General features: G+C 64.2%; 15 protein-coding genes. 4 read left to right on the plus strand and 11 right to left on the minus strand.

Annotated elements, in window-relative coordinates; genetic code table 11:
• Positions 1-165: 165 nt before the first annotated feature.
• From ABFS34_04145 to ABFS34_04160, 4 genes are all read left to right on the plus strand, one after another.
• Entirely contained in the window at positions 166-4,899 is a 4,734-nt protein-coding gene (locus tag ABFS34_04145; GenBank protein ID MEN8374616.1) for an RHS repeat-associated core domain-containing protein, read from the plus strand.
• 24 nt (positions 4,900-4,923) lie between these two features.
• On the plus strand, positions 4,924-5,373 hold the full coding sequence (locus tag ABFS34_04150; GenBank protein ID MEN8374617.1) for a hypothetical protein: 450 nt from the start codon (positions 4,924-4,926) through the stop codon (positions 5,371-5,373).
• A gap of 985 nt (positions 5,374-6,358) precedes the next feature.
• Positions 6,359-7,294, plus strand: coding sequence for an Abi-alpha family protein (locus ABFS34_04155; GenBank protein MEN8374618.1), 936 nt, complete (start codon positions 6,359-6,361; stop codon positions 7,292-7,294).
• Between the two features lie 227 nt (positions 7,295-7,521).
• A complete protein-coding gene (locus ABFS34_04160) occupies positions 7,522-7,836 on the plus strand; it encodes a HigA family addiction module antitoxin (protein MEN8374619.1) in 315 nt (104 codons plus the stop codon).
• Between the two features lie 61 nt (positions 7,837-7,897).
• Here the strand turns inward: ABFS34_04160 and ABFS34_04165 are convergent, their stop codons facing one another.
• The 11 genes from ABFS34_04165 to ABFS34_04215 all read right to left on the minus strand — a co-directional run bounded on the left by ABFS34_04165 (position 7,898) and on the right by ABFS34_04215 (position 22,938).
• Positions 7,898-10,501: a protein kinase gene (locus ABFS34_04165; GenBank protein MEN8374620.1), complete on the minus strand. Its 2,604-nt coding sequence runs from the start codon at positions 10,499-10,501 to the stop codon at positions 7,898-7,900.
• A complete protein-coding gene (locus ABFS34_04170; GenBank protein MEN8374621.1) occupies positions 10,498-11,094 on the minus strand; it encodes an ECF-type sigma factor in 597 nt (198 codons plus the stop codon). Before ABFS34_04170 ends, ABFS34_04165 begins: the two co-directional genes overlap by 4 nt.
• 507 nt (positions 11,095-11,601) lie before the next feature.
• The gene (locus tag ABFS34_04175) at positions 11,602-12,264 is read right to left on the minus strand and encodes a hypothetical protein (protein ID MEN8374622.1); all 663 of its coding nucleotides are present in this window, start codon (positions 12,262-12,264) and stop codon (positions 11,602-11,604) included.
• A gap of 276 nt (positions 12,265-12,540) precedes the next feature.
• Positions 12,541-12,795 (minus strand): hypothetical protein, encoded by a 255-nt coding sequence (locus ABFS34_04180; GenBank protein ID MEN8374623.1) that lies wholly within the window; start codon positions 12,793-12,795, stop codon positions 12,541-12,543.
• Positions 12,796-12,941: 146 nt separating this feature from the next.
• Complete coding sequence (locus ABFS34_04185; protein ID MEN8374624.1) at positions 12,942-13,853, minus strand: MBL fold metallo-hydrolase; 912 nt, start codon at positions 13,851-13,853, stop codon at positions 12,942-12,944.
• A gap of 57 nt (positions 13,854-13,910) precedes the next feature.
• Positions 13,911-14,393, minus strand: coding sequence for a MarR family winged helix-turn-helix transcriptional regulator (locus ABFS34_04190; GenBank protein ID MEN8374625.1), 483 nt, complete (start codon positions 14,391-14,393; stop codon positions 13,911-13,913).
• A 374-nt stretch (positions 14,394-14,767) separates the two neighbouring features.
• Entirely contained in the window at positions 14,768-15,769 is a 1,002-nt protein-coding gene (gene dctP, locus ABFS34_04195; GenBank protein ID MEN8374626.1) for a TRAP transporter substrate-binding protein DctP, read from the minus strand.
• A gap of 69 nt (positions 15,770-15,838) precedes the next feature.
• The gene (locus ABFS34_04200; GenBank protein ID MEN8374627.1) at positions 15,839-16,783 is read right to left on the minus strand and encodes a TRAP transporter TatT component family protein; all 945 of its coding nucleotides are present in this window, start codon (positions 16,781-16,783) and stop codon (positions 15,839-15,841) included.
• 42 nt (positions 16,784-16,825) lie between these two features.
• On the minus strand, positions 16,826-18,052 hold the full coding sequence (locus ABFS34_04205; protein ID MEN8374628.1) for a hypothetical protein: 1,227 nt from the start codon (positions 18,050-18,052) through the stop codon (positions 16,826-16,828).
• Complete coding sequence (locus ABFS34_04210; GenBank protein ID MEN8374629.1) at positions 18,049-21,036, minus strand: acyl-CoA dehydratase activase; 2,988 nt, start codon at positions 21,034-21,036, stop codon at positions 18,049-18,051. The genes ABFS34_04205 and ABFS34_04210 overlap by 4 nt, the downstream gene beginning before the upstream one ends.
• A 336-nt stretch (positions 21,037-21,372) precedes the next feature.
• Positions 21,373-22,938: a S8 family serine peptidase gene (locus tag ABFS34_04215; protein MEN8374630.1), complete on the minus strand. Its 1,566-nt coding sequence runs from the start codon at positions 22,936-22,938 to the stop codon at positions 21,373-21,375.
• Positions 22,939-22,975 lie beyond the last annotated feature (37 nt).

Here is a 22,975-nt window from a genome sequence, read left to right on the forward strand (position 1 = left end):
GACGCTAGGTCGACCTTTCGGTACGATCGGCCCCGATTTTGGTACGATCGGTCCTCCCCCCGAGTGGTTCCTCCCCAATAGATAAGTAGGTGGAGCGAAGAAGGGCGTCGCCTGCCACGCGAGCGTCGTCCAGTCCACCTGCACTGAAGGAGCCGTCCCGTGGCTATGCGGTTCGCGCTGGTCCTGCTGGTCTCGTTGTTCTCCCTCGCACGCGCGACGCTGACAGAAGAGGCGCCCGCCTCGGAGTTGGCCGTGGTGGCCAATGAACCGGGCTTCGAAGGGTCGGTCGCCGAGCCAGCGGCGAACATTTCGGTGACGCCGGATCAGGAGCCAGTCACGGTGAACGGTGGCTCGACAGGTACGGTGACGTTCGAGATGTTCGTTGTCGCGCCCACGACAGCGGCCTTCTACGACGTGACCTGCACGCCTACGGGTCAGATCACCGCGTGCGTTCCCGACATCACGGAGATCGACGGCTTCCTGCTCCCTCAGCCAGAGGCGGTTGCAACCATTACGGTTACCTACACGGCTGGCGGCGCTGGTACGGGCGAGATCAAGCTGCTGATCAAGGAGCAAGGCTGTATCAAGTTCTGCGATCAAGACTGGGGCACCTACGACGTCACGGTCACGGGCGCTCCTGTGCCGCCACCCGAGGCACCGCTCTCAGCAGACATCGGGATGAATCCGGGGGACTTGCACGCGCGTAGCGCTTGCGTAACGTCAGACGCTGGGCCGGGCGCCGCGTTCCAGTGCGGTGAGCTGCTCGCGGTCCACGCGATGCCTGCGTACCGGACGCTCGGCAGGGACCGCACGCTCTCGCTTATCTACAACAGCGGAACGGCCACGCCCTATCCGATCGTGATGGCGAACGTGTGGCGGGATTCGGTCGCCCAGCCTGATAGCTTCAGGGTCGAACTCAGCGTAGGCCAGGCCACGCATACCCATTCCTATCCCGGAGACGAGTTGCCGGACTTGGGCACGGTCAAACGCGTAGCGGTTGGATTCAACGCGGAACAGGCCGGCCTCGCGACAGGTGTCTACGAGTACGATCTGACGGTGCGGGCATACTTCGGAGCGGTACCCAAATCCACGCCGTTGCCGACGTCCGAGTTGATCGTCGTGAACCGGCGAGACAGCCCATATGGTGCGGGCTGGGCCGTGGCGGGGATCGCCGAGCTGCATCCCAACCAGCCGAACAACGGGCTGCTGCTCGTCGGGGCGGACGGGAGCGCGGCGTATTACAAGAACCCGGTCGGCCAGACGAACATCTGGATCGCGCCGCAGGGCGCCTACCGGGACACGATCGAGTTGGCGTCGGTTCCGAACCCGCAGCCGGGCGGGACCGGGACCGTGACGATGTACGAGCGGAGGCCGCTCGACGGGACACGGATCTACTTCGATGACGAGGGCAGGCAGCGGTGGGTGACCGACCGCGTTGGCAACGTTGTCGAGTACACGTACGTGGGCACAACAGGCTACAAGCTGAACCAGATCCGGGTCTCACCCTGGGAGTCGGACAAACGGTATGCTTTCAGCTATGACGCGGCGGGCAACCTCGACTATGTGAACGACCCGATCGTGCGGCAACTCAACGCGACCGTGAACGCGAGCGGCGACCTGGTCGACGTGCTGGACCCCGGGTTCATTGTCACGAAGAAGATCACCTTCGATTACGACAACCACCGCCTCGTCGGGCGGACGAGCCGGCGCGGCCACGAGACACGGTACGCCTACCACGGTCCCACGCCGCTATTATTCAAGGACACGCTGCCGGGTCTACCGCTCTCCGTTACGACTTTCAAACCGCTGGCGAGTAGGGGACTTGCGCTGGCGCCGAGCGGAAACACGGCGGCTACGGCGACGGACACCGTGCTCGAGATCGATGATCCTCGGACGGACAGCGCGGATGTCGCCGAGTTCTACACGAACCGGCTCGGGGCGGTCACAAGAGTTGTCAATGCGTACGGGCACGCTACGACGGTGGCCTATCACGGCGCCGCGCCTCTCCTCCCGATTCGCGTCGCGACGCCCAACGGCGCGGTTCGCAAGAACAGCTACGACAGCCGGATGCGGCTCGTCGCGGGCATCGACTCAACGCATAGTGCTGGTACCGACTCGATCATCTACAAATACGAGGATCCGAACGCGCCGGCAGCGCCGAGCGAAATCAGCTCACCCCTGACCGCCACCGACCGAGTCGTGCAACATTACGGCTACAATCTGGACGGCACGCTGAACGAGGTGCTAGTCGGAGACCCGGCGAGCCCGACTAGCAAGACGACCTTTACATACGGATCCTACACGTACGGGTCCTATGGCTTGGTCGAGACGATTACCGAACACGATGTGCCGACCTGGAACCCTACGACCCAGACGAGCAGTCCCATCGATCAGGTCAGTACGTTCGGGTATGCGCCTGTTACGTTCAACCTTGAGAGCGTTTCGTTCGACGGCCGAACCACATCCTACGAGTACGACAACGCCGGCAACGCCGAGGTGTCTACGCGTCCGGGAGGCCGTGTCACGACCTTCGACTACGATGACATGAATTGGCAGCGTTCCGCGTCGGTCGTGATACCGAACACGAACCTGCTCACGACGCACTTCCTCTACGACGACGATGGCAACCGGCGGTCGCTAACCGACCCGAACAATGTCGAGCGGACCTGGACGTACCATCCGCGGGGGATGCAGGAGACCATGACTGACGAGTTCGCCAAGGTCGAGCAGTACTTCTACGATGAGGCGAACAACCTTACGAAGACGATCGACCGTCAAGGCGATTCCGTCTGGACGGTGTACGATCGGCTGAACCGGCCGCGCACACAGCGGATCGGAGCCGTGACCATCGACGACGCCGACGAGCACGACACCGTTTACAAGGACGATGTGTCCGACTTGCTCGCAGATCCAACCTCCGTAGGCCAGATCTTGATTCCCGTTGACACGCTCACGATCGACTACGACGTAATGGGCAACGCGATTCGGATCGAGAATCGGGCCGCGATCATCACTCGAACCTACAACAAACAGGGCGCGCTTGAGTTCGACTCCACCTACTTGAAGCTTGGCAATAACCCGGGGAAGGGCTTGCGCTACTCCTACAACCGGGCCGGCGCACGCGAAACGCTGCAGACCGAGTGGCGAACGTACACCTACAGCCACGATCCGGTCGACGGAAGCCTGTCTGAGATCAGTTATCCGTCCGCCACGATGCTGCCTACGATCAATTGGACGTGGGAGGCGGGTTCCGTGAGCTTCTCCTGGGACAACCTGGGTCGGCAGGACAGTGTACATCTGCCCAGCGGCTCTTGGGCCAAGTTCCGCTACGACTCCGGCGGAAGACTGGCCAAGCTATTGGCGCAGAGTCCCACCCGGACGATCGCAGACGACGACCGCACGTTCAGCTCCGCCGACGAGATGGAGTACATGGAGGAGCGCGAGACCGTCGCCGGATCGCAAACGTTTCTCCATGACTGGGAGTACGATGGCGGTGGTCGTACAACGTTGTACCTCAAGCAACTTGAGTTTGCCGGGGACGTCGAGAAAAGTCAGTTTCGTTACGATTACAACGGCAATCGGGAGTGGGAGAAGAAATTCCCGGCGCAAATCAGTCATGATTCGACGTTGAACGTGCTCGTGCCCGGGTCGAATCGGCTCGATCGCCGTGATTTCTACCTAAACGGTCAAGCAGTTTGGCAGAAACTGTACCGCTATGACCACAACGGAAACCAGATACGCGAGCACTGGAGGTGGACCGACAAGTGGGTGGCGAATGATTTCTACTACGATCCTGCTGGTCGCCTGATCATCCAGAAACCGACCAATGCAGACTGCTCCAGCGAGCCTTTCCCCGATGTCGCGGCCTGCGGCAGTCTTTCCCCGCTCAACGCGGCAAAGTTTACGACGGCCTATCACTATGACGGATTGGGTCGGCGAGTCGCCTGGAACAAGAACGGCGCGCTCGATTGGACCTTCTACGACGGCGACAACGTGATCGAGTTCGTGGGGGTCGAGTTCCTCCAAGGCCCCGGTACGGACGACCCGCTGGTTGTCTTCCTTCCGCTCAACATTACGTGTTCGGGCAACAGCACAGCCGCAGAGTATATCACACGGGGCGGACGACTCGTCAGCTACCAAAGCGCCGCGAACGGCGCCGACTGCAAGGCGAACGAGATCGGCGGCACCTGGTCGAGGTTCGGCCAGCAGGCCGGCGCGATCGTCGCAAGCGAAGGCTTCGCGTTAAGTCGGTCGACTCAGTCCGACGCGCCCGAGATATCCTTCTTTCGGAACCGATACTATGATGCTTTCACGGGTCGGTTTCTCCAGGAGGATCCCATCGGGCACGCTGGTGGTATCAACCTCTATGCTTACTCGGGCAACGCGCCCGCTCAGTTCACGGATCCGTTCGGGCTGTGTGAGGAAGAGGACCAGGAGGCTCAGAGCGATTGTGAACTCTTTGCCAAGTTTGTTGAGAGCCTCGCGGCACGCGCTTCGTCTGATGCCGAGTTTGTGGGTTTGCTAGCGGAGGCACTTGCTGGAATTGAGCCAGGAGATTTCCTCCCCAGCAAGCGAGCGACCGTGCGGTTTGGCAATTCTGGTTTTCGAAGTGAGCTTGTAGACGACGAAACCCCTGCGCGTCACTACACGGCTTCTCTCAATCTCGCGTTTAGAGGGGTAGGGGGACACCTAACCGGCTCTGCGGTTGCTATCGGCCGCGAGCTACCGGGCATTTGCCGAGCGGGCTGCAGTATCGAAGATGTCCGGCTAGGCTTCGTAGGATCGGCGCATGGCGCTGGCCTAGATGCTAACGTACAGTTCTCGAAGACGGGTTCGATACTGTCTATCAATTCCGATCTCCGATTCCAACTGGCGGATTGGATACGGCGTGACCTCTAGCAACACCGAACTATGAAGAGATCGATGGGCGTCGTGATCGCCGTGATTGTCATTGCCGCCGTTGTCACATTTCTTGACGGCTGGAGGAGGCAAGGGAATTACGACAGAGCGGTAAGAGATCAAGCCATTGCGGCCGGCATGGCTCCTGAGAGCCTTCGGTATCAGAAGCATTGGCCACTCGACCTCTATATGCAAAGGCTAGCTAATGTCGCGGACCCGGCTTCAGTCGAGAGGTTGGCGAGGGAAGCTAGCGGAATAGGGTACTATATCGTGCCAATCGCAGGAACCGATACTGATTCGGCATTGGTTCAAGTGCTCGAGTTCGACGTAGGAGGAAGAACGTCCTCTGTACAGGTCGAATACCGCCGGGGGCGAAGACGCACGCTTGATGGCTCCGATGGACTTCCTCCCGCCCATGCCGAGGTCGCCCGTGGGGTAGCCATGAGCTGGTTCGACGGAAACGGCGCTCGCTGATGCTGCTTTGGCGCCTAGGGGTCCTCCGAGCAGTGGGTAGTCTGCATGACCTCAAGGTTGAAGTGCAACGTCCGGGGTTTGGGTGAGCCACGCGCTGCTCGGGGCCGGTGTCTCGGGACCCCACTCGTGCCAGTCGTGTTGAGTGATCCATATGGGGCTTAGATTCGGTGCAACCAGTCCTGTGCTCAACAAGCCAATCGCGGCCCTACCGAAGAACCGTAACGGGTCACCAACCCACGTAATCAACCACCCACGGACTGCACGTCGCCCCGGCGAGGGCTCGGTCTATGCGCGCCATCAGCGTCGTGTCAGTCACCGCCGGTGACGTATCCCGCGCGTCGCACCTGTCGGTGGACACGAGGGACACCAAGTGCGAGTCGTAGCCGGACCGGAACCACCATGAAACACTTCTGCGGCCAGCGACGCTCTGCGAGTCTACGTCATTCGGTGCCCCGACGGTTGCCAGGACCTGGCAGGCAGTCCATTCGGGTTGTGGAACGAAGTAACGGTCCGACGATGAGGCGTTCTGCTTGGCGTTCTCCGTCATGGCCATCACTTCCTCGTAGTCGCAACCCCACCTCTCGGCGTCGGCCGGCGTCACAACGCGTCCTGGGCCAGCGGCGACGCCCAAGGTTGCGCAGGCGGCGAGGGCGACGAGTAGAGCAAGTGCAGGTCTGCTCACGTGGTTTCCCTCCCTCCCTTCCTTTCCAGAGGACTCGAATCGAGTCCTACCGAGATTCTCCATGTTGCAGGCGAGGCGGTCACGCATCAAGGACCGGACAGCTCAAGTGCCCACATCCGACAGCGCGTTCGTCACGAACGAGTTCCGGGAACGGCTGGCCGCTAAGGTGAAGCCTCCCCCGGCGGTGATACGGTATCGGCCGAGTCGAACTGAGGCTTGCCCTTGGCTGCCGCATGGCAGGAGATTGCGTTCGTCCTCCTCGCGTCCGAGGCGTAAGCGCGCTATTGCCCCCGAGACTGAACCGTGTCAGGTGAGACCAAGAATCTAGGACCGTTGGCAGAGGCTGTTCGCGAAACTGCGGTCCCGCAGGCTCTTGAGTTGGTCACCGATCTTGCCCGCAATCTGCTCGATCCCGTCACGAAGCAAACGGGTGAGCTCCTCGCCGATTACGTTCGCGACCTTCGCGAAAAGCGAAAGGCAAACGCGATGGCGGTGGTTCAGAGAGGCAGGGAAATTGTGGGAGAGTCCCCCGTCTCGGATCTGGCGTCGATACCGGCGCAGCGGCTCGTCCCACTGCTAGAGGCTGCCAGTCTCGCGGAAGACGAGACTCTCCGGGAAATGTGGGCGTCGCTTCTGGCGACATCTCTCACGGTTGAGGCACCGGAGACGATGTCGGCCTCCTACGTTGAGATTCTAAGACAGCTGTCGCCGTTTGACGCCAGGGTGTTGAATGGCGTCTTTATTCGATTCGGGTGGCCACGAGGCGGGGCAGTATACGTAGGTGGCCAGCCAGAGCCCTTGGGCGATGTCAGCACGCGCGATTTTGGGCTATCCCTCCACAACCTTAGGAGACTCGGCCTGGTTGAACTTGGGACAAGAGCGACAGAGCGATTTCGAGAGATTAGTGAGGCAGTCGAGGAGTTGGTCGAGCGTGAGCGGGCGCGTGACTCGCGCTACTACGGTCATCAATTTTGGAGTTTATCTTCGCGCGAAAAGCCGCCGAGCTCGGGCAGCGCAGTGCTGTCCCGGCTAGGGCACGACTTCCTCCTTTCGTGTATGCCACCCCGCCCTCGGCCAGTGCAGACTCCCGTGGACGAGGATTCCGCTGAACAGACACTGCGGGAGTGGATCGAGTGCGCTCACGACCTGCGACTTTATTACATAGACGATGAGCCTGACCTTGCCCAGGAGTTCTTCGCCTTGGCCTCAACAGCGGGCGCCTGGCTCAAGGAGCGGTGACAGAAACGGTGACAAAACCGCACGGACGCGCACGGACGCTGGTGGGCGAAGCAAACCCGAAATACCGCATGGTTGAGCGCGATCCGGTGTCCGGCTGATGCGCGGATTCTGCCTTGTAAGCGGCAGGTCGCCGGTTCGAGTCCGGCCGTCAGCTTGAGGGTAAGAGAAGAAGCCCCGCAACGCCCTTGACGATTGGTAACACATTATGATGCCGCAGGAGGCAGCAAATGACCCGACTGCCGAAGTACCGCCGCCCGACCCATCCGGGCGAGTTTCTGTACCTGGACTGGATCGAGCCGATGGGGCTCAGCGTCAGCAAGGCCGCCGAGCGGCTAGGGATCTCGCGTCCGCGGTTGAGTGAGATCGTGAACGGTCGGCGCGGCATCTCGCCGGACACCGCAGCACGGCTGTCGAAGTTCCTCGGGACGTCGGCCGATGTCTGGATGGGCCTACAGAGCGACTATGATCTCTGGGGCGCTCTGTACGGCCCCGACGCTACCGACGTGACTGCGATCGAGCCAGCGGAGCGAAGCGCCGGCTGACGTATTGCGTTGCAAAGAGGGATTTCGACGGATGTCGAGCTTGCAGCCGCTCCTGGCGCCTTCAGTCCGGAAAGCCGACCCGATCAAGCACCCGCTCGTACCGCGGATCGCCCGACAGGCTCCTGACCTCCTCCAGGCACTGCACGTTCAGCAGATGCCTCGGGTGATGTTCGTTCACGGCCCACTCCAGGTAATCGAGCGCGCGTTCGCGCTCTCCCAGCTCGATGGCGGCGGCGACAGTCCAGGTGGCCCTAGCAAAATGCGGCGGATAGCGTCGTTCGCCCTCTGCCAGCAGCGCCCTCGCGAGCTCGGTTCTCCCCGCGAGCGCGTAACCCAGTGCGATCCTGTTGTTCGACACGCCTCGGCGGGTTAGCCCGGCCAACTCGGCGAGCCCCTCCTCTCTTCGTCCAGCTTTCAGATACGCGTACGCCAACTGCCCTCGCACGTAGTCGCTGTCCAGGCTCGAGAGCACCCGTTTCAACTGGTCGATCGCCTCCTCGTACTCCCCCGCACATAGGAGCGCTTCGCCGAACCGCAGTTGGAGGTTGTACGACCAGGGATCATAAGAGACGCTCTTCCGGAAGGCATCGATGCTCTCGGGGAACCGGCCCCATGACTGGAGCAGAAGAGCGTGCCCGAAGCGCAGCGGCGACCCGAGCACCTGCGCGCGTCGATAGGCTTCTTCGGAACCTTCGAAATCGCGCTCCCAGGCGTGAAGGACAAAGGCGAGCGCCGCCCACGCCGGGGCATGGAGGCTGTCGAGTCGGAGTGCGGCGTCAACAGCGTCCCGCGACCTCGTGAAATCCAGTCTGGGCTCCAACCCCCAGGCCGCCCGATAATAATATATGCGACCCAGAGTTGCGTAGGGAGGTGCCCAGTCGGGTGCGAGAGAGATCGCTGCGCTCAGGCTCTCAATGGCTCGTTGGTGCACTGCCACGGGATCCCTCCCCTCGAGCGTGAGCGCACGCAGGTGGAAGAGACCGTCGAGATAGTGCTCGTACGCCTGCATGTTCTCCGGTGCCTGGACGCGGAGTTGAGCCTCTTCTGCCGGAAGCACTTCAGCCCCAAGCGATGTCGCGACTCGGACAGCAATGTCTCGCTGGATGTCGAGCGTATTGCCCACGGTGAGCTCGCGGTCGTACGAATTGCCCCAAATCCGCTCGTTCGTGCGCGCCTCGAAGAGCCCCACGTCGATCCTGATCCTGCCAGCGACCCGGTGGACTGCGCTTTCCACAATGTACCTGGCGCCGATTTCCTCGCCCAGGGTAGCCAGATCCACCGTTGCGTCCCGGTACCTGAGCACGGACCTACGCGACTTGATATCGAGCGAACGGATCTTTCCGAGTTGCGTCAACACCTCATCGTGAAAGCCCGCTGCGAAGCGGGCCTCTTCTTCGAGTCCGCTGGTATTCTCCACTGGAAGCACGGCGATGGACGGTCGGCTCGGGGCCACGCCGGTGACCGCCGCGGCGCCGTCAGCCGCGCTCCGGCCCGCGTCGGCGGCGGGTACGGGGCCCGGAGCGCGTGTTGCGACGTATCCTGCGGCGACCGCCGCGACGACGAGAATCATGCCGATCGCGGTCGTCGCTACGCCCAGCCTGGGCGTCCGCTGCCCAGGCGCCTGCTCCCCGAGTCTCCGCAAGCCGCCGGAGCGCGCCGCGGGATCCTTGCTCAGCAGTTCGAGCACGAGCGCTTCGACGTCGTCGGGCAGACCGTCGCGAAGCCGGCCCGGGTGCTCTGCCTCGTCGTTCCGTATCGAATGGATCACCGTGCTGGAGAGCCCTCCGCGGAACGGCTGTCGGCCGGTCAGCATCTCGTAGAGCACCGCGCCCAGCGACCAGAGGTCGGTGCTCTCGTCCACCTCTTCACCACGGGTCTGCTCGGGCGACATGTAGGCCGGCGTGCCGACCTGCATGTCACCCATCGTCAAGGTGATCTGGTCCGTTTTCGCCAGCCCGAAGTCGAGGATCTTGAGCACCCCGCCGTCGGTGACGATCAGATTCGCGGGCTTGATGTCGCGGTGAATCAGCCCCGCGTCGTGAGCCGCGTTGAGCCCTCGTGCGGTCTGCCGCGTGAGGTCCAGCGCCTCCTCCACCTCGAGCGGGCCGCGCTCGATCTTCTCTCGGACGGTCTCGCCCTCGTAGAAGGCCATCGCGATGAACGGCCGACCTCTTTCCGCCTCGCCGACCTCGTAGATGGTGCAGATGTTCGGATGGTCCAAGGCGGCCGCGGCCCGCGCCTCGCGGAGGAACCGCTCTCTCACGGTGGGATGATGGGCCCAGTGGGCGGGTAGGAACTTGAGCGCGACCGTCCGGCCGAGATCCGGGTCTTCGGCAAGATAGACCACGCCCATCCCGCCCGCCCCGAGTCGCTTCAGCACTCTGTACCTGGAAACCGTCTGACCAATGAGATCCTCGACCTCCAAGAGGGTTACGTCGCCATCCTGCGGTGTGATTGCACCCAGGCCCGGGTGGCCAAAGAGCTCTTCGAACGGACCCAACAGGCGATCAGCCCTCTGATCGGCGACGACGAGCGCCTCGATCCCCGCGTAGAGCTCGGGGTCGCTGTTCGATACCGCTGCGAGGCGGACCGCCCGATCCTCGGGCTCGAGAGCCACGACCTCCTCGAACAGGGCCAGAGCCTCTTGCCAGCGGTCGGGCCTCATGGAGATGCCTCGCTGTCGGCCGCGCCGTTCACTTCCGGGAACAGGACCCGAGCGAGCCAGGCTCGAGCCGAGCGGAGCTCCCGTTTCACCGTTGCCAACGATACGTCGAGGGCCTCGGCGCACTCTTCCAGCTTCAAGCCGCCGAAATAGCGCTGCTCGAGAAGCTGGCTGCGCCGGGGGCTGACCTCCTCCAGGAGCGTCAGCGCGCGGTCGAGCTCCTCGATGGCCACGGCGCTCGGTTCACTCAATACTCGCTCATCCTGAAGCTCGAGCTCGACCCAGCCGCCTCCACGCTTGGCGGCACCGCGGCGGCGGGCATAGTCCACGAGCACTCGCCGCATCATCCGCGAGGCCAGCGCCAGAAAGTGAGCCCGATCGCGGAAATCCACGTCGCGAGCGTCCAGAAGCCGCAGATACGCCTCGTGGACCAAGGCGGTGGTATTGAGCGTGTGGTCGGGGCGCTCACCCGCCAGCCTGGCATGCGCGAGAACGCGGAGTTCCTCGTAGACGAGCGACACGACCTGATCGAAGGCGTCACGATCGCCACTCCTCGCTTCGCACCACAGCCCACTGATGTCGGGTTCGGAATGCATGAGGTTACACTGCGCACGCAAGCGGCTTGTCGTTCGAGAGTCGAAAGATAGACCGAAGAGTCCCTGTGGACTAATACGGCGGGCGCGAAGGCGGCTCTCCGCCGGCCGAGTTTGCCCTTGTAGAGTCGCGGCTTCCTCGCCCCGGGTGAGCCGTTTCAGCTGGTCGAGGCGCAGGCCTGGCTCATGGAAACACGCGAGTCTTGGGAGAGCCGACTGGATCGACTGGATCGCATGCTATGGGATCGTGGTCCAGCGACTTCGCAGGAAGGAAACCTCATGAAGGAGGAGCAAGGAGCTCAGTAACATCGCCGACTCACGGGTGGACGTGTTCGATGCCTGGCTTGACCCCGAGCTTCTAGCGCTCGGGTTCCGTGGAGGAGGGAGGCACGTGAGCCGGGTGGAAGTAGATCCACAGGTGGGCGGCAGCGCGGGCCCGGCATGAGAGCTGAGCCCGCGTTGCGAGGAATAGGTGCGATTCGAACCGGGGGTGTTCAGATCCCCACGCAGTCAGTTCGTGATAATGAACGCGAACTCGTCGAACCCGAACTCGGGCGGCTCAGGGGCGGGGAAGCCGGGCCATGGCACGGGACCCCACGCCAATCCATCGGCGTGAATGTTCCCGACCACGTGAAATTCGAACAGGAGAGCCGGATCCGTCAGGCAGGATGGGGCTTCGCCAAAGACGGATTCCGGACCGGCCGGATGGTATTTGGTGATCTGTCCCACGCCGCTGGTGGAAGCCCTGAACACATTCTTGTATCCGTCGTTTGGACCCGCAGGAGTCTGGTTGCCCAGAGCACCGAGGCCGATGATGGCGTCGAACCCGGCAACGGCGAAGCCCGGTGACTCGAGTTCTACGATCCAGATCGTATACAGGGCTTTGGGCTGCAGACCGGTCATGTGAACGTTGATTTGCGTCCCGCCGTTGACACACTTGGCTACCGTGGTTCCCTGAATGTTGGGCTGAGGCCCAGCGATGGTGATGACATCGGAGCTGACTACCGCCCCGCTGTTCGGGGAAGCGGCGAAGGTCGCGCCCGTCACCTCGGAAGAGAGCGGCGACGTGGCCGTTTCCCCGCAGCCCGCAGCCAGCAGGGCGGCGAGCAGAATTGCGGTTGGCCCAACGGCGCCGAAAGCCGTTCGACCGTCCCTTCCCGTGTGGTGCAGCATTTCGCTCTCCTTATTTGAAGTGCATTGCGGAGCCCCTCTGTCCTGCGGCGGCAACGGCGGCCGCTGGTCCGTTCACAGGAAGAAGCGGAAAAAGAGGGCGAAACGGCTCACCGGGACTCCCGGTGCGTGTCGTGCTTCAGTGAGTCTGGGGAGGCGGTCAACGGCTACCTGGTCAACGCTCGCCGCGATGGTGATCCGCGATCCGACAACGGCCGGGGGTCCGGTCCGCACGGCTTGGGGTTGGACGCGCGTCCAGCCCGGGTAGCGCGCGCAGCGTCAGAGCGCGAATCGCACCCCGACCTGGATGCCTCGCCGCGCGCCCACGGACAGACTCCAGCGCTGCCTCGGCACATCGGTCCAGCGCTCCGACTTCGACATGGCTCCGATGGCGACGCCGACGAGCGCGCCCGCGGCGGCTCCACCCAAGCCGTAGATGGCGGCGTCGAGCACTTCATTGGAGCTGTCCGTCTCCGTTCCAAGGCTGAAGGCCGTGACCGCGGCCTCACTAGCCGACGAGGCGGCCAACCCCAATAGCGCTCCCGCTCCGAAGCCGGCCAGCGCCCCGATCCAGGCTCCTTTTCCGGCTCTGATGTGGGTCGGGAGAGTACGTAGGCGGCGGGGGAGGGCTACGTAGGCGCCGCCGGGGGCTGGGCATGACCCTCGCAGGTTGCCTCAGCTCATGGCTCTGTTCGGTCGCTGAACGCGACCCCGGCGGAGTAGTTCAGCAGCCCCGCCACTTTCCATGGATACGCCTGCCGCATCTTCTCGGCGAGCTCGGGCCCGTCGCTCGAGGCCGTCAGGTGCGCGTCGAAATCGGTCAGGTACTCGATCATGGTCTGAAGAACCTCCGGTCCATCGGGCGTGTCGAGCGTCGGTTTGTGCCCGGCTATGACCGTTGCAGGTCCGCGCTCGGCGAGATCCCGAAGGTCATCACGCCACGCCTCCCGCGTTTCCTCATTGGAGACGCCGAGCCACGCGTGAACGCCGTTGAAGACGAGGTCGCTGGCAATGAGGGTGCGCAGCGAGGGGATCCAGACCACGCTGTTCACCGGCTCCATCACGTCCCCCTGCAGGTCCGCAATGATCTCCACCGCTTCGCCATCGACCGTGAGCGTGGTCGAGCGGAGCAGCTCCGGGGTGACGACGCTGTCCGCCAACTGCTCACCCCGCCGGGACTTGTCGCCCTGGAAATCCGCCCGCCCCTTTTCGTCGAAGTGCTCGATCGCGGCCGCGGTCATGTACACGGGCGTGCCGGGGAACCGCTCCACGATCGCCGCGGCGCCCGCGAAGTGGTCGTGGTCGGGGTGCGTGATGAAGACGGCCTTGAGCCGCTTGCCGGTCGCCTCGATCTGGTCTGCAACACGTCGGGCGTCCTCGACGAGATACTGCGCGTCGATGAGGACGGCCTCCGTGGGTCCCGCGATGACGACCGAGTTGACGTGAAAAGCCGTGCTGTCGGCGATGTATTGCAGGAGCTCCAACTCGACGGGCGATCCCGTGGCGGAAGGAGATCGATTTGCGTTCCAGGCCAGAGCCAGGGAAGCGGCGACGGCGGCGGCGACGAGAAGGAAAACGCGAGAACGGGTCATTGCACTTGGTCCGAGAGTCGGTGTGAACGGGATAGGGGCTGCTCTACCGCCGGCTTTCTAGCGCTCCGCTACGCGGAGCTGCCCTTCTAAGAGCGGATTCTCCGCCATGCTCTCGCGGAGATCTTCGAGGCGGCTGGCGACCGTGGTCCACTCGACGTCGCCCACCGCGGCCAGAAACGACTCCTGGGCGCGACGCCAGTGCGGAAGGGTCTCGAGGATCTTTCGGCCCCCGGTTTCGGTCAGCTCTGCCTGCTTTACGCGCGCGTCCTCCGGGTCAACCCGCGACTCGACCAGGCCATCCCGCTCCAGCGTTGCCATCGCCCTGTAGAGCGATGTGCGCTCCAGCTCCAGCGCGTCCGCGACGCGACGAAGCGGTGAAGCGCCCTCTCGCTGCAGATATCGCAGAATCGAGTACTGCGTTACGGTGACGCCCGCCGGCGCCAGGCACGCCTCGTAGTGGCGGGAGACCGCGCGGGTGGCCTGCCGCAGGGCGGAGCAGGCACAGGGCAGCGCCGGCGGGTGATACTTCGGAAATGCCATTTGATGAGTATACATCGATTATTGAGGACCAACAAGAGAGCAAGTCTCCCCCCGGAGTCGGCCGGCGCGCTGACATGCTCCACGTTGCGCTCGGCAGCGGCAGAGGAAAACCGAGCGGCCTACGTAGGAGGGCGCGCGCAAGTACGTAGGCAGAGGATGGGGTTGGGAGAAGGGTGTCGAACCGGTGTTCGGGCGGAACTCCACTGGCCGCCCCTGGAGAAGTCGACGCATCCGGACGTGTCAGATTCTCACGTCCTTCGGCCCTCCATCACGAAGTAGGTCTTCCCCCGGGCGTCGCCCAGGATCGGCAAGCACTCCAGGTCCGCGAGCGCCGCGGCATAGCGGGCGCGCGTCGACACAACCAGCAGCCCCGGCTAGCCCGGATTCCCGGTCAGGCGCAGCACCTCGTCGAACCACTCTTCCGGAACCAGGGGTCCCCTCAGGGCCGGATATCCTTCTTCGAAGAACCGCCGCCATTCCTGCAGCTGCTCGGGATCCGGGTGGATGACTTCTAGGCCTCGAGCTTCCATAGCCGCCACCGCATCGACCTCCATCCGCTGTATCTCGGCCTGCATCCGCTCACCTGCTTCATGCGCGATCCGCAGCAGCTCGGGACGGAGCTCGGACGGGATGCGGGTCCACGTTTCCCGGTCGATCAGCGTTGCGCCGACCAGCGGTGCCCATGGCATCTCGACCATAAACGGGATGAGCGGATACCATCGGTTCGCCAGCATGAACAGGGGCGTCGTACCTATCGCGTCGATGCGCGACTCCTCGAGGCCCGGCAGCACATCGGCCAGTTCCAGATAGACACTGCGGAATCCCGAGTCCTTCCAGAGGTCGACCGCGCTGTCGTCCGCCCAGGCCACGAACCTGTACTCCCGTACTGCGTCGAGGCTCGGATCGGGTTTGGGCAAGAAGAAGCGAACCCAACCGATGTCACCCCAGTTGAGGAGGACATACCCCTTCTCGGCAAAGACGGCTTCGAGGCGAGGCTGCATCACCTCGCGAACCCGAGCCAGGTCATCCCAGGATTTCATGGCCATGGGTATGGCCAACACATACACCTGGGGGGTGATCCGACTGAGCCCGGCCAACGACAGCGACCCCGCCTGCAGCTGCCCTTCGCCGATTCTGCGAAGGATGTCCTCTTCCTCCCCGGCGACTCCACCCGGGTAGATACGCAACGTCACCAATCCTCCGCTCGCCTCACGCCAGCGCGCGGACATCTCCTTCAGGATCTCATGCCACGCCGACCCGTTGGGCGCCAGCGTTGCAAGTCTGATGACGAGCGTGTCTCCAAGCGGAGGTGGCGTATCCCGCCGTGCAGGTTCGAACCCGACGAGACCGGCGTACAAGGCAGCGATCAGCGGCATGGCCGCCCATAGCGCGAGCCGCCGCCAACTCCGGTAAGCATGCCGTTGGAGTGACATGTGTGCTCCTTCTCAGCGGCTCGCCGCCACGGTCGAGAAGAACAGCTCTTCCTCCCGGGTGATGAGCCAAGCGGCGTGCTGCTGTGCCAGGGTGTTGGGGAGGCGGAGCTCTGGATACGCGGTTACATCGAATTCGATCGCCTGCTGCAGAAGGGTTCGGAACCGCCCGATGTTCTGCTGCTGGATGCAGACAGACTCGGCCATGGCAACCAGCGGTCCGATCGATCGCCCGCCGTTGAGCTCCATGGCGCGCCGGAAGTGGTATTCGGATCGTGCCTCGCCGTCCGTTCCGTCTGATCCCGGGGCTGACCGCAGCGCGATCAAGCGCTCGTGAATGGCACCGTCGTTCCAGGACTCGTCCAACTCGAGGGCACGCTCGATGAGACCGTGCACGATCGGGAGGTCGGCGACCAACGACATGTCGCTCTTATCGACGGAGATCGCGGACCCCAGCGAGATCGCCAGCCAATACATGGCCGGGACGTCGTCGCGATCGAACTCGGCGAGGGTCGCCTCGAGGTCGTGGATCAGCCCTTGCGCTGCTCCGGGGTGGCGCACCTCCACTGCACGTTTGGCGTAACGGTTGGCCCGGAGAAACAGCTTCTTGGAGCGGGCCCGGCCCTCGCGGGCCGTGTCGTAGTCCTCAGCCTCGACAGCGATGGCCGGACGTAGCACGAAGGCGTGCGTGTATTGGACGAAGCCGGACGCTGTCGCAATCAGAAGACCTTCGTGTTCGGGAGTACTCTGCAGCAACGACTCCATCATCTTGAGGCTGAACGGCAAAGCCTCCGCAACCAAGAGGGGGTCGTCGTCGCTCAGGTAGACGCTCGTGCCGTCCTCGGAAAGCGAGTTGGCCAGGGCGTTAACCGCCACTTCCTTCATCGAGCATCCGAAGAGGGAGAACAAAAGTGGTACGGCGAGCAGCGCCGGCAGGGGTTGGTGGCGTCCGAAACTCATGTGTTCCTCCCTTCCTCGTGGGTGCGCTCGGCTCCGGCTCGCTCAGTCGCGGGTGAGCACCACCCGCCGATGGAATTGCAGTGCTTGGTGAATGAACGCTTCCAATCGCGTCATGACGTTGGTCTCTTCCTGTCCGTCGTAGGCGATATCCAGCCACGGGATCTGGTCCATCTGCTCGCGAATCCGCGGTGCCATGCTCGAAACGACGGTGCCCGGCATGCATGAGAATGGAAGGACGTTGACGACCCCACTCAGCCCGTGCTGGGCCAGGTCCAGGCACCGGGCCATGGTGAGCACGGCTTCGGTACCGAGCACCGTCTCGTAGTGCGGGTCCAGGCGCGCCATGGCCTTCGGAATCGACTCCTCGCGAGGATGCCGGAGTACCTTGTGCAGGGGTTTGGTGAGCCGGTCCTCGGCCCGGGTCTGGTAGGTATCCGACAGGAAGCCCTTGAAAAACTCCAGATAGTTGCCGAAACGGCGCGATAGGTCCATGCGCCTCCAATCGACGAAGTGGAGATAATCCATGAAGGTACCCAGGATCACCTCACCGCCGACGCTCTCGATGGCCCGTACTACTCGAGTGTTGGCCGGCTCGCTCAGCATCAGGTAGATCTCGCCCATTACCGCGATCAGAGGGCGGGGCTCGGAACGATCGATGGGAAGCTCGGAGAAGCGGTCGGCCGTCCAGGCCATCGCCTCGACGAGATGGTCTTCGCAGCCCGCCTCGGCCGCCGTCTCGATGCGGTCCAGGCAGGCCGCGTACGCCGCGTCCGCCGAGCCGGGCGCCAGCTCGTACGGGCGATGCTCGTGGAGGACCTTGGCCAGAAGATCGGCCGCGACGATGGCTTGCCAGGCGCGTTTGCGCAGGGTAGTGGGATCGTCGCCGAACATCGAGTAGGAGTCGTCCGTTCCCGGGGAAACCAGACGAACCTCGGCGAGTCCTTCCTCGGCGAGGATCTGCCTCTGCAGCACGCTGACCTGGCCGAACCGGCACGGACCGGGCCCGGCGGGCATGAAGAACACCGCACGGTTCCGGTCGAATCCGGGCTCCCGGCATTTCCTCAACATGTCGCCCGTGCAGAGGAAGCAGGGGAGGCACTCACGTCCGTGGCACAGACCCAGCCCAATGTTCATGGACTCCTGGTCCGGTGGCGGCAGAACCTGGGCGGCGATGCCCATACCCCGCATGGCCGCGGCCACGGGCCTGGCGTGATCGGACATGTAAGGAATGAAGACGATATCGGTGCCCGGCTCGACCCGCGTCTTCACGATCCCACCCCAGCCGAGATGTTGAGACTGTCGAGAAAAGCCTCACATCGGGTCACGATCCCGGCCTCGGCCGTATGGTCATCGACCTCGAGCTCGAGGAACGGCTTGGAGCCCATCATCCGCCGGAAGAAGCTGATGATGAACGAGTCGGGGCCGCAGTTGAAGCTCGTCAGGTAGATTGCCTGCAAACGTTCGTCGGCGGCGATGATCTTCGCCGCGGCCAGGATGTCCTGTCCGCTTCGCCAGAACATGTCATTGTGAACTTCGGTAACGTCCACGGACGCGAGCGGAAGGAAGTCCATCGGAATGGGCAACACCCCCAGCTTTCGCAGCTTGAGCGGAAGGTCCTGACAGACTCCCGGGTCACAACTGTTGTAGGGCCGGCCTACGATGACCACCGCCGGGGGCCCCGACCCCAACGAGCTCAACACCTCCGCGCCGCGGCTCCGAACCCTTGCGTAGAAATCCTCCTGGGCCCTGGCGCCTTCGTGCGCCGCTTTCATGACGCGCCGGATCGGAATCCCCAGCTGCTCGGCCAGCGGCCGCAACTCCCGCTTTCGCGAATGCGTCTGCATCATGTGCAGCGGGAATTTGATCGGACGAGGCCCGTGCTTCTCGATGTCCAGGTGGGCCATCACCATCTCGGGCGCAGCCGGAATGTATGGGCAGTAGTGATTCCGGATCTGCCCGGGCGCCGTGTTCTCGCGATCGATGATGCTCGGCAGGAAGACGAAGTCCAGGTCCCGCCCCAGCAGATCCATGACGTGCCCGAACATGAGCTTTACCGGAAAGCACGTCTCCGCTGCGGCGCTCTGCTGCGTGTACCTGATGATGTCCGGATTGGTGACCTCGGACAGGATCAGGTCCATGTCCAGGTCCTGAAAGAAGCGCCACCAGTAGGGGAAGAGATCGTGGAAGATGAGGGCTCGGGGGAGTCCGACCCGTGGCCTGCCGAGCGTCCGAGGCCTGGAGTCATCGTAGCCGGCGAAGAGCATGTCCGAGCGCTCGCCGAACAGGTCGGGGATCGCATGGTGCAGACCCACCTTCGCGCGGCCGGCCTCTTCGAACTTGTCGCAACGCGCGCCATAGAAGATCGGCGGATCGTCGCCGATCACCACCTTCTTCACCTCGCAGAGGTTGGGGCAGGCCTTACATACGAACACTTCCGAGTCGTAGGCGTAGTTGGCCAGGTCGAAACCACGGAACGTGGTTCCTGCGCCCGGACCGCGACTCTCCATTTCCTCTCGTGCCAGGATGGCCGCGCCGATCGCGCCCGTGACGTCGTTGTGGGCCGGGACGGTGATGGAGCGGCCCGTCACCGACTCGAAGGCCGCCGCGACACTCGCGTTCGAAGCCACGCCGCCCTGGAAAAAGATCCGGTTGCCTATCGGCCGCGTGTTGACGACGCGATTCAGGTAGTTGTTGACGATGGAGTAGGCGAGACCCGCCGTGAGATTCTCGACCGATGCGCCACGTTGCTGGTGGTGCACCAGGTCGGACTCCATGAACACGGTGCAGCGCTCACCGAGGCAGGCGGGCGCCGGGGCATGGCCGGCCAGTTGTTCGAAGTCATCTCTTATGGAAATCTGGAGGCGGTCGGCCTGCTCCTCCAGGAAGGAGCCGGTACCTGCCGCACAGGCGTTGTTCATCGCGAAATCCACGACAGCACCGTGGTGCATGCGGATGTACTTGCTGTCCTGACCACCGATCTCGAAGATGGTGTCCACTTCGGGATCCGTGGCCGCGGCGGCTCGCGCCTGCGAGGTGATCTCGTTCCGGATCACGTCGGCACCGACATAGTGGCCGGTCAGATACCGGCCGGAGCCGGTCGCCCCCACCGCCAGGACGCGCACGTGCTCGCCGACCTCCTCGTCGACCTCGGCGAGTCCTCGTTGGACCGCTTCCAATGGCCTTCCGGCCGTTGGCAGATAACGCCGCGCAAGCACTCGATCGTCGTCGTCTATCAACACGATGTTCGTGCTCAATGAGCCGACGTCCACGCCCATATAGGTGGGAATGGCCGGTTGCTGTCCGTTGAGTATCGACCTCCAACCCTGCCCGCCGGCGTTGTAGACGGGAAGAGACAACGGCGCCAGGCTGCGCTCCTCCGTCTTCCCTGATCGCAGGAACTCCTCGAGCGGCTCGAAGCCATGAAACGCTTGGACGCGGCCTTCACGGGTCTCGTCCCTGACCGTCAGGGCCGCTCCGATCGCCGCCATCTGATCCCGGTGCTCGGGAATGATCAGCCCGCCCGGCTCCAGACGCAGCACGCTTTCGAAGGCACGGGTGACCGCGTCGTTGAACGCGACCCCGCCCTGAAAGAGGATTGGCGGTACGAAGGATTTCCCCTTCCCGATGATCGTCTTGAAGTTGCGCGCCAAAGCCAGGCACAGCCCGGCCAGGATCTCGGATAGTGGGGTCCCTTCTTGCTGGAGGTGGATCATGTCCGACTTGGCGAACACGGTGCAGCGCCCCGCGATGCGGGCGGGCGTTTCGGCGGCCAACGCGATACGGGCGAATTCGCCGTCGATCTCGATGCCCAGCCTTTCGGCTTGCTGGTCGAGGAATGATCCCGTGCCCGCAGCGCAGAGGGCGTTCATGGCGAAGTCCACCAGCACCATCTGTCGGCTGTTCTCGTCCCACTGGAGGGAGAGGAACTTGCTGTCCTGGCCCCCGATCTCGATGACCGTGCGCGCCTCCGGGTGGTATTCGCCCACGGCCCGCGCTTGAGTCACGAGCTCGTTGGCGTGAAAGCCTCCGATGAGCCGTTTGATGCGTTCCCCGCCCGAGCCGGTCAGGCCCACGCCGCGGACGGTCGCGTCGGGAAAGTCCCTGGGCAGGACCCGACTGGCGTCGAGGACTGTCTGACGAGGGTTTCCGTGAGAGCGGCGGTACTGGTGCGAGAGCAGGGCGCCGTTCTCGTCGAGCACTACCAGCTTGACGGTGGTCGAGCCGACATCGAGGCCCAGGTAGACATCGCCCATGGCTACCTCCATTCTGGTGTCGACCAGTGACGAGTCCGACTGAGCGGGGCGCTGGGCGCAGGTTCGAGGGGGGCAAACTCCGGCGGGACCGAGTCCTTGCTGACTCCATGATACGACCCGACTCTCATCCGTCTGTGGGGTATCTCCCTCGTCAGGGTGGGGAGACCTCCCACGGTGGTCTTGCGCTCCATTGTTGTTTGGCGGTTCTCAGACATCGAGTGCTCCGTCCCGGTCGGGTGGCGCTGCCGTCCTCACCTGCAAGCTGCGGCTGGCGGGGACTGAGGTGTGGCGGCGGGAGTACGTAGGAGGCGGCGTGTTTCTACGTAGGCGACTGTGCTACTGCCCCAGCGCCTCCCGCACCGCCGCGTAAGCGTCCAGCAGGCCCTCGCCGGTGTCGTTGTCGCGGCCGGCAGGAGCCACGTCCCGCGCCGTCTCCTGTAGGATGCGCCCCACCTCCCAAGCGGGCAGCTCCGGGTTCGCAGACATGACGAGCGCGGCTACGCCGGCCGCGTGCGGGCCGCTGAAGGAGTTGCCCCTCACGCTGGTGTTCGGATCCAGGTAGCCGCTGCCCGAGGGATCCAGTAGCGCGTATCCGGGGCCGGGGAAGCCCGCGACGTCGGGCTTCACCAGCGTCGCGTGATCCCCGTAGAGCGCGACGCCGGACCAGCTGACCGGGCCCATGCTGCTAAAGGGCGCGACCTGTAGGTCCTGGTCCACGCCGCCGGCGGCGACCACCGACGGAATGTCCTCGGGCACGCGCAGTTGCTCGGGCACGGTGGCCCTGGTGCGGAAGTTTCCGGCGCCCGACACCAGGAGGACGCCGGCCGCGGTGGCGTGATCGGCCGCCAGCCTCCACAGCCCGCGTACGTTCTCCAGCCCCGGCCGGCTGAAGCTCATGTTGATCACGTCGGCGCCGTGCACCACGGCGTACTGGATCGCCGCCAGGGTCGCGACGGTGCTGCCCGGGACCAGGCTCATCAGCCGCGCGCGAGGCGCAACGCCCGTCACGGTACCCCCCGTGCCGTCGCCCGCGACGATGCCCGACGTCCAGGTGCCGTGGGGCGTGCCGGTGGTCCACGTCTCGGCGGCCCCAGAGCCGAAGTCGAAGCCGTAGTAGTCGTCCGTGTAGCCGTTGCCGTCGTCGTCGACGCCGTTGGAGGGAATCTCGCCCGGGTTGGTCCAGATGTTGTCGCGCAGGTCCTCGTGCGTGTAGTTGATGCCCCAATCGAGCATCGCCACCACGACCCCCTCGCCCGTTGCCCCGAAGTCCTCCCACACCCGGCGCGCGCCCACGTCCACGAGGTTCCAGTCCACCTTGCGGCCGCCCACCGAGAAGGCCGCCCGCGAGGCCGGCGGCGACAGCGTCGCGCGCAGTTGGCCCGGGCCGTCGCGGCGTATCGAGCCGTCGCCCAGGTAGATGTAACGGACCAGGTCTGACGCGGACGCGGCGAGGACCTCGTCCGGAAGCAGGTCGCCCACGACCGCGTTGACGATCCACAGCGTCTCCGTCTCCGCGCTCAGGTCGAGCAGTGCGCGGAGCTCGGCGTGTTCCGCGTAGGCCGCGGTTTTCAGGCGTTCGGACACGAGGGAGCGCAGGCTCGAGCGCGCGGCGCCGGCGTTCTCGCGGGCGAAGTCCCCCAGCCCGCCGGGGCCGGGCGCGACCTGGGTGCGCATCAGGATCACCACCGGAACGCGGGCTGACCCTTCCAGCAGGGCGAGCACGGGCCCGTCGATCCTGGTGAGATCGGGCGCGCGCGGAGCGGGCTCGCTGGGCGTCGGGGCGGGCTCCGCTTGGCCCCCACACGCGGCGAGCACGAGCGCCAGCGCGGAGGCGGACAGGGCGCGGACCGGTCCGCGGGCGCAAGCGCGCGTCGTAGGGCGCCTCGAAAAGCCGACTGACATGCCGAAACTCCTGGGATTATGCGGGGCGGGCGGCGCG

The organism is Gemmatimonadota bacterium (assembly GCA_039715185.1).
Lineage (GTDB): Bacteria > Gemmatimonadota > Gemmatimonadetes > Longimicrobiales > RSA9 > DATHRK01.

Excerpts from the sequence above, each read along its gene's own strand:
- ABFS34_04145 (MEN8374616.1), top strand. The coding sequence starts at position 166 with ATGCGGTTCGCGCTGGTCCTGCTGGTCTCGTTGTTCTCCCTCGCACGC.
- ABFS34_04150 (MEN8374617.1), top strand. The coding sequence starts at position 4,924 with ATGGGCGTCGTGATCGCCGTGATTGTCATTGCCGCCGTTGTCACATTT.
- ABFS34_04160 (MEN8374619.1), top strand. The coding sequence starts at position 7,522 with ATGACCCGACTGCCGAAGTACCGCCGCCCGACCCATCCGGGCGAGTTT.
- ABFS34_04165 (MEN8374620.1), bottom strand. The coding sequence starts at position 10,501 with ATGAGGCCCGACCGCTGGCAAGAGGCTCTGGCCCTGTTCGAGGAGGTC.
- ABFS34_04170 (MEN8374621.1), bottom strand. The coding sequence starts at position 11,094 with ATGCATTCCGAACCCGACATCAGTGGGCTGTGGTGCGAAGCGAGGAGT.
- ABFS34_04175 (MEN8374622.1), bottom strand. The coding sequence starts at position 12,264 with ATGCTGCACCACACGGGAAGGGACGGTCGAACGGCTTTCGGCGCCGTT.
- ABFS34_04185 (MEN8374624.1), bottom strand. The coding sequence starts at position 13,853 with ATGACCCGTTCTCGCGTTTTCCTTCTCGTCGCCGCCGCCGTCGCCGCT.
- ABFS34_04190 (MEN8374625.1), bottom strand. The coding sequence starts at position 14,393 with ATGGCATTTCCGAAGTATCACCCGCCGGCGCTGCCCTGTGCCTGCTCC.
- dctP (MEN8374626.1), bottom strand. The coding sequence starts at position 15,769 with ATGCCGCTGATCGCTGCCTTGTACGCCGGTCTCGTCGGGTTCGAACCT.
- ABFS34_04200 (MEN8374627.1), bottom strand. The coding sequence starts at position 16,783 with ATGAGTTTCGGACGCCACCAACCCCTGCCGGCGCTGCTCGCCGTACCA.
- ABFS34_04210 (MEN8374629.1), bottom strand. The coding sequence starts at position 21,036 with ATGGGCGATGTCTACCTGGGCCTCGATGTCGGCTCGACCACCGTCAAG.
- ABFS34_04215 (MEN8374630.1), bottom strand. The coding sequence starts at position 22,938 with ATGTCAGTCGGCTTTTCGAGGCGCCCTACGACGCGCGCTTGCGCCCGC.